The 7,184-nt window shown below is 61.4% G+C and carries 7 protein-coding genes; 1 reads left to right on the forward strand and 6 read right to left on the reverse strand.

All coding sequences use genetic code 11. The features are described 5' to 3' along the window. Positions 1-27 precede the first annotated feature (27 nt). From EOA29_RS19600 to EOA29_RS19625, 6 genes are all read right to left on the reverse strand, one after another. A complete protein-coding gene (locus EOA29_RS19600; protein WP_126095135.1) occupies positions 28-288 on the reverse strand; it encodes a DUF2285 domain-containing protein in 261 nt (86 codons plus the stop codon). Positions 289-475: 187 nt separating this feature from the next. Beyond that, entirely contained in the window at positions 476-802 is a 327-nt protein-coding gene (locus tag EOA29_RS19605; protein WP_189478936.1) for a DUF736 domain-containing protein, read from the reverse strand. A 754-nt stretch (positions 803-1,556) separates the two neighbouring features. Continuing rightward, entirely contained in the window at positions 1,557-1,826 is a 270-nt protein-coding gene (locus tag EOA29_RS19610) for a type II toxin-antitoxin system prevent-host-death family antitoxin (RefSeq protein ID WP_127221311.1), read from the reverse strand. Positions 1,827-2,012: 186 nt separating this feature from the next. Then, positions 2,013-2,942 carry a DUF2493 domain-containing protein gene (locus EOA29_RS19615; RefSeq protein WP_127221316.1) on the reverse strand — a complete coding sequence of 310 codons (930 nt, stop codon included), beginning with the start codon at positions 2,940-2,942 and terminating at the stop codon, positions 2,013-2,015. Between the two features lie 352 nt (positions 2,943-3,294). Next, the gene (locus tag EOA29_RS19620) at positions 3,295-4,356 is read right to left on the reverse strand and encodes a toprim domain-containing protein (RefSeq protein ID WP_127221312.1); all 1,062 of its coding nucleotides are present in this window, start codon (positions 4,354-4,356) and stop codon (positions 3,295-3,297) included. Beyond that, entirely contained in the window at positions 4,356-5,321 is a 966-nt protein-coding gene (locus EOA29_RS19625; RefSeq protein WP_127221313.1) for a zincin-like metallopeptidase domain-containing protein, read from the reverse strand. Before EOA29_RS19625 ends, EOA29_RS19620 begins: the two co-directional genes overlap by 1 nt. Positions 5,322-6,098: 777 nt before the next feature. Between EOA29_RS19625 and EOA29_RS19630 the strand changes: the two genes are divergently transcribed. Beyond that, positions 6,099-7,184, forward strand: a 1,086-nt coding sequence (locus EOA29_RS19630) for a tyrosine-type recombinase/integrase (protein WP_127221314.1), incomplete at its 3' end; no start/stop codon positions are given.

Here is a 7,184-nt window from a genome sequence, read left to right on the forward strand (position 1 = left end):
CTTTCAGCATCACCCTGGAAATAATCGCTAGGTGTCAGTTTGGCGTAGAAGGTGGCGGTAACCGGTGCGCGTCATCCAGCGCGCCCTCGCCAAGTGGGTATCGTGGACATGTCGAGCGCGCTGCGGCTCCTTTGCAGGGTCGATCCCGAAGAGAACTTTGACCACCTCACGCCAATCAGCACCGTCGGCATCGGCGTCGAACAAGCGCATGTAGAGCTTAACGTGGCTGCGATCATAGTCTGTGAGTTCGTCCCCCGTCGGGGCGGTGTCGTCGAATGGCTCGATCATGATTTGCACATCCCCAACGTGCGAGACCTAAAACACGATCCTTACAGATGCCACCTCGGAGGTGGAGGAGCTCAAAGGGCATCACGCGATGCTGTGCTGGCGTCGCTGCGGCTGTGTGCCGTACCACTCCAGTTGGTCACTTGAGGTTCCGCCCGGTTGGCCCGGGCGGAACCTTTTGTTTGCCTCCCTATTCTGCGTTACGGCGGCTCGGGCGGGACCAGATCAGGCTGTAGCCCTCACCGTCTTCGTCGTTGAAGAGATTTGCGAAGATCGGGGAGGTGAAGCTCGGATCGTCGAGCTTGAGGCCCAGATAGTTGCGGCCCTCGTTGGACTGCTTGGCCCAGGCGGCGCCGATCTCTGCTCGGCCGACGAAGACCCGGTGGCTGGGGGCGTTTTCGCCGTTGGCGCGATTTTCGGGCACGATGCGGACGCCGCGGGCCTGGACGCTGAGCGTGACGATTTCGCCAGTGAACTCGTTGTTGCCGGACTTCTTGAAGGTGCCGATGGTAGCCATGATAGTTCTCCTTGATCCTGTCTGTTTTCGAGCCCGCACCATTGCGGTCTCGATGGTGATAGACAGGCCGAAGGCGATCGCTGGCGCACCCTTGGGCCGAAGCGGCAGCGAAGGATGGCGTGGAAGCGACTTTCTTGCTTCGCGAGGAATGACGGCGCAGCCGTCAGGGGAAGAAAGTCGTGACGCGCCGTTGCGTCAAAGGCGATCGAGGCAAAGCCGTCCTGCGGCCAGATACACCCATCGATGAGACCGCGCGTGTGTGCTCGCCGTGACGGCCACGATCAAAGCGATCCGCGATTGCGCCCCAATGCAACCTCACCACTAACCGGCGAGCGGGCTCCCAGCCGATCGTCTCGCTCTCCCTGCGTCCGGGCCCTTGGGTTCGCATTGCCGAACCAGGCCGCACCAATATGTGACGCGCTCCAGCCTCATGATGATGTGTCCGGCCGCTTTCGACCTTGCCGCGTCGGTTATCGTTCCGACGCACGCGTTCTCAAGGTGATCGCGCGCAGCTCAACGGGATACCTGCTGTCGTTTTGACGACAAGGAAGTATTCTACCCTCGCAACTTGCCTGAAGTAGCCAGCGATGATGCTTGGTCGTGATCGGAAAGAACAGGATCAGATCGCCATTGGATCGTTGGAGGCGCACGCCGACGGCGACGGGACGTTGCTTGCGCCCTTCACCAGTATTGGCCTGCCGTGCCTACAGGTATGGATAGCGAATGACAGTCGCTGTCTGGATCAGGTCATAGCTCAATACCGGCTGCCTTCGTCATCGTGAGCATAGGTGTCGACCGCGCTCTCGAATTCGCTGAACAGGATATCTGGCATCGTCTCGATTGTCCCGGACATCCGATGGTCGGATTGGCGCAGCAGCCGCTCGTAGTCTTCGATGTTGAGCAACACCAGGCGCGGTTTGTTGCGCTGGGTGATCGTCACCGGATGCCGCAGTGCTTTGGCGATGATGTCACCGGACTTTCGGGACAGATCGCTGGTCGAGTAGGAGATATGGGGTTGGGGCACAATGACGCTCCTGTGAATTTCATATTTGCTGCAATATACAGCAAAAAAATACAGGAATGTTGCAAACCTCTTTGCCTTCCGGCGTTGGCACGGGATGTCAGGCCCGGCCAAATCAGGCCGGAGCCTCACTCTCGGGGTCATTGCATAGGGTTTGTCGATCGGCAGGATCGGTGAAGAGGGCGACGCTCACGCGCCTCCCGCCCCGAGGCGATAAACCGGGATACCAAGCCTGCGGGCCTTGTCTGCTAGATTGTCCTGGATGCCAGTGCCCGGGTAGACGATGACGCCAATCGGCATTGCATCTAGCATCGCGTCATTGCGTTTGAAGGGTGCGGCCTTGGCATGCTTTGTCCAGTCGGGTTTGAAGGCGATCTGAGGCACCTTGCGATTGTTGGCCCATTTCGCGGCGATCAACTCAGCGCCCTTCGGCGAGCCACCATGCAACAGCACCATGTCTGGATGCTTGGCGTGAGCCTGGTCGAGCTTTGCCCAGATCAGAGCGTAGTCGTTGAAGTCGAGGCCACCGGTGAAGGCTACCTTCGGGCCGGGTGGCAGGAAGACCTGATTGTCGGCGTGCTTCTTGGCAGCGAGGAAATCGCGGCTGTCGATCATCGCGGCAGTCAGGTTGCGGTGGTTGACCATGGAGCCAGTACGCGGACGCCAGATCGAGTAGGTGTGGCGTTCGAAGTGTTCGGCGGCCTGATCTCGCATCAGTTCGAAGGCGTTGCGGCGTTCGATGAACGTCTGCCCTTGAGCGATAAGGAGCTCCAGTTCCACGGATTTGACCTCGGAGCCGTCCTGTTCGCGCTGCAGGCGTCGCTGGGCGAGTTCGTTGTCGTCGAGTTCGCGTTCGATCCGATCCGTTGCGCGATGGAAGAGGTTTACCGTGCCCCAAAGCAGTTCCTCGAGGTCGGGCTCGAGGCGCGTGTCAGACAGCGCCACTACCAGGGCGTCGAAAATGTCGGAGATGCTGGCTGCGATGACACGGGCCTCCGGAAGCGGTCGCGGATCTGGTTCATCTTCGAACGGGCGGTAACCGTAAAGCTGGAGTTCCTGGAGGGCGTGATCCATTGGCGATGACGCGCGTTGCGGTTCAGTGTCGTGCTGGTTGCTCATGGCGGCTTCCTTCGGCGGATCGGCCGCGCCCATCGCGGCCTTCATGGCGACGAAGGCGGCGGACGATCCGGACTTGCACCCGCAGCATCAGCGCAGGGCCGGAACGGGAGTGGAGGATGGCGAAGCCCCGGCTATTTTGCTTCGCGATGGAAAGGCCCGAAGACGGGGTCCCATGCGGCCCGCCGCATGGGGTGGAAAAAGGGCCGCCGGAAAATAGCCGGGCGAAGCCATTGCCGGTCCGGACCGGCTGTCGCCCGATCGCCCTCTGGAAGGCCGTGGGCCGGTCCTTTCCAGACGAAGGAAACGCCATGAGCACAAGGACGCGGCTGCCGCCTGTCGCTCTCTCCTCCCGTCAGCCCGCGAGCACCATGAAGCGGGTGACGTCCTGTGGTGCCATCTGAACCCGCAAGGTTGCCCTGAGGGCATCTGGACCGAGCAGACGCAGATCCTCGTTGAAGTCGCCGAGTTGCGGCGTCAGCACGATCGCCTCGATCCCGGCCGAGCTGGCGCGTTCCATGAGGGTCGCCATCGCTCCGTCGCCCGCCGGATCATTGTCGCGGGCAATGTAGAGCCGCCGCAGCGCGTCAGGAAAAAGGATGGCTGATAGATGTCCCGCGGACAGGGCTGCGATTACCGGCATGGCGGGCAGCACCGAGCGTTGCGACAGCATGGTCTCGATGCCTTCGCCAGCGGCCATTACGTCGCAGCCGACGCCGAAGCGGACCGAATGCCCCAACAGTTCGCCCATGGCTCGCCTCGGCGTGTCGATTGGAGCTCGGCCGAGACAGGCCTCACTGAAACCGTCCGGATCGAGCCAGGTACGGTGCGCGCCGGTGAGTTTCCCGTTGAGGTCGGTAACGGCCGCAATCATCGCAGGCCAGGTTTGGGTCGGGCCGTCCTCGTCGGGCCGATAGTAACAGCGCGGATGAAAGCGAAGGCTGCCGGTTTCGTGGAAGGCGGTTATACCGCGTGCACCCAAATACGTCTCGACAAGTGTCCGCGAGATCGGTCGCGACATGGCAACCAGCCGTCTCGCCGCTTCGGCAGAGCCTGCTGCAGCGCGAGGTGCTTGCGTGTTGCGTTCGGCTGGATCGGACGTCAGCTGAGGCATGGACAAAAAGCTGCGCGCCTCATCGGCAACGTCCCTGAAGTCGATCAAGCCTAGGGATTCGCGAATGACGTCGAGCAGGTCACCGTGCTCTCCAGTAGCGGCATCGGTCCACTTGCCTGCCGCGCCCTTGCCGAAATCCGGTCCCTTGAGGCGCACGAACATGGAGCGCCCCGAGGTATTGCGAGCATCGCCAACCACCCAATACCGCCCCACGCGACGACCATTGGAAAGATAGTGTCGGCACACTGCCTCGGCCTGTCGGCCGAGAAAGGATGCCAGTTCGGAGATATTGCGCCGTGACATCAGGCTGCCCTCCTGCTCTGATCGGCATCGGCATCCACCTCGATGGGCAGCGCGACTTCTTCTGGCAGATGGCCGAGGAGCCAGTCGGCCGCCTTGCCCGCCAGGCTGGCGGCGCGCACGACAGCGCGATTATCCTCCCGCAGCACCTCCAGCCAGGATCCGATGTAGTCGGCATGCCGCACGGTCGGAACGATACCCAGAGCAGCGCACGAGAAGGCGGCGCTGATCTCTGCCACGAGTTCCTCGAACGCATACTTTCTGGTTCCAAACGAGCCGGAGAAGTCGCGAGCAAGACGCGAGGGATGGCCCGTGGCATGGCCAAGTTCATGCAGCGCCGTGCGATGCCAGTTAATAGGCTCGAAGAAAGTTTGAGGCGGGGGGACTTGAACGCGGTCCTGGGTTGGCAAGTAATAGGCTCGATCGCCGCCGATGCGGAATTCGATGCCTGTGGCCTTGATCAGGGCTTCGACGCGTGGCTCGATCGGGGCCGGGTCAGGTAGCGGGGAGACTGCGATGTCTTCCGGCAAACCTTCACATTGCTCGGCATTGAACACGGTGAACTTCTTGAGGAATGGAACCGGTCGGGCATCTTCGCCAGTATCTCTGGCGCGTTTCTTCTCATCGTCAGGAACAAAGCAATCGGCGTAAACGATGGTTGTGCCGTGCTCGCCCTTCCGAACGTTTCCGCCGAGCGCGAGGGCCTGGCGGAAAGTCAGCCAGCTTTGGCCCATATAGCCTTGCTCGACGACGGCGCCCCACAGGATAAGCACATTGATGCCGCTATATGCTCTGCCGGTGCTGGCGTTCCGGGGCAGCGCAAGCGGCGCCTTGGCCGCTGCGCTCCCCCATGGCTGAACCCAAGGAAGCCGGCCCGCTTCCAACTCCTTGATGATCTTGTCGGTTATCTCGTCATAGAAGGTCGCCCGGCCGGCAGCGGCTCCGCGTCGGTGATAGTGATTGGACATCGTGATTTCTCCGCGACAGGCGCTGGAGGACTCTCCCCAGCTTTCGACCCGTCGTGGAAAAGCCAATCCACACTCTCACTCTATCGCGGTGACGTCGCCGCAAGATCGCCGCCTTCGCCGGCGCCGCGCGAGCAGCTCATTGGCGATACCTTCGTGAACCGTCTTGTTGGGCGTTCAGAGCGCGTCGCCGAAGTTGCCTGGTGACGACGTTGGAAGGCAGCCTCGTGTCTTGGCTGCTACCGACCAATTTTGAATATAGACTCGAATGGTAGGGCGATTTTCATAAGTTATTCCTGACCGATAAACAGCCGTTTTTTACGCCGGAGTGTCCTAATCACCACATTAGAGGTCTAGTGCTGTTCACAGACGGCGTCTTGGATGCGTACTCTTCGAGCGCATAAACACCTGGTGGTGAGAATGACCTCGGAGTGCCAGCTATGCTTTAGCTGTTCGATACCCGATGGATCCTGCGCTTACAGGCGAAAAATTTCGGTCATGTCGGGCAACTGTTCTGGCCAGTGCCGGATCATCTCAAAGGCGGCGATGACGCCGAGTTTGTTCTCCGACGTCAAACGAGAGACATGCAATGAGCATCCCAGAGCAGTTGGACGACGATGTGCCGCTCCGCCTCAACATTGCTGCCGAGATCGCGTTCCCGGACGGCTCTATGGGTGCGGCAGGGTTGCGAAAAGAACGAGATGCTGGCCGCCTTCAGACAGAGCTGATCGCGGGCAAGGAATATGTGACTTTGGCAGCGATCGCTAAGATGAGAGAGCTATGCCGCGGACGTCGAAAGGGGCGCGCCTGGTCTGGCGCGCCGAAAGCAGAAGGGCGGACGGCAGCCTGCGCAACGGAGCCGGCTGGTTCATCCGCGATGGCGCAACCTTCATCAGCGCTTGCGGTAGCACTGGCGACCGCGAACGCGCTGAGAGACGGCTCGCCCAACACATCATCGAAAAATACCGGCCGGCCCGCGAGCGCGGCCGCGATCCGGCCACCGTCCCGGTAGCCAACGCCGTTAGTGTTTATCTTACTGACGTAGCGCTCTCACACGCCAAGCCAAAGGAAACCGCCGAACGGCTCATCGCCGTGCTAAGGTGGTTCGGCAACACGAAAATCGGCGACATCAATGGCAAGGTCTGTCGTGACTACGCGAAGGCGCACGGCAATGGCGCCGCTGCCAGACGTCAGTTGGAGGATCTGCGCGCGGCGCTGAACAACTATCACCGTGAAGGCTATATAACCTGTGCACCCGCGATCGTGCTGCCAGTGAAGCCTCTACCGCGCGACCGTTGGTTGACACGCGATGAAGCAGCCGCGCTGCTTCGCGCCGCATGGCGCATGCGCCAGTCATGGAAGGGCAAGCCAAGCGACCGCCGCACCGCACGCCACGTCGCGCGATTCATCCTGGTTGCTCTGTACACTGGCACCCGGTCGGCCGCGATCTGCGGAGCGGCCATCCGGCCAACAGAGGGTGCCGGATATGTCGACCTCGAACACGGCATTTTCTACCGCCGCGCCGCCCGCCGCAGCGAGACGAACAAGCGCCAACCACCGGTCAGGTTGCCTGACCGGCTGCTTGCACATGTGCGTCGCTGGGCGGCAACGCCATTGGAGATCAAGACCAAGAACCGCGGGAAGAGCGCAAGCATCGGCCGCATGATCGCGCACGACTACGTCGTAGAGTGGAACGGCAAACCAGTGCTGTCGATCAAGAAAGCCTTCCGCTCGGTGGTCGAGGCAGCCGGGCTCGGCTGGTATGACGACGCGGCAGCACCTGACGGTAGCATGCGGCGCGTGTTCCGCACTGACATAACGCCGCACGTCTTCCGCCACACAGCGGCGACCTGGCTGATGCAGCAG

The organism is Mesorhizobium sp. M1E.F.Ca.ET.063.01.1.1, assembly GCF_003998155.1.
Lineage (GTDB): Bacteria > Pseudomonadota > Alphaproteobacteria > Rhizobiales > Rhizobiaceae > Mesorhizobium.

Bases quoted from the DNA above. Each gene is read 5' to 3' on its own strand.
- EOA29_RS19600 (WP_126095135.1), bottom strand. From the start codon at position 288: ATGATCGAGCCATTCGACGACACCGCCCCGACGGGGGACGAACTCACA.
- EOA29_RS19605 (WP_189478936.1), bottom strand. From the start codon at position 802: ATGGCTACCATCGGCACCTTCAAGAAGTCCGGCAACAACGAGTTCACT.
- EOA29_RS19615 (WP_127221316.1), bottom strand. From the start codon at position 2,942: ATGAGCAACCAGCACGACACTGAACCGCAACGCGCGTCATCGCCAATG.
- EOA29_RS19620 (WP_127221312.1), bottom strand. From the start codon at position 4,356: ATGTCACGGCGCAATATCTCCGAACTGGCATCCTTTCTCGGCCGACAG.
- EOA29_RS19625 (WP_127221313.1), bottom strand. From the start codon at position 5,321: ATGTCCAATCACTATCACCGACGCGGAGCCGCTGCCGGCCGGGCGACC.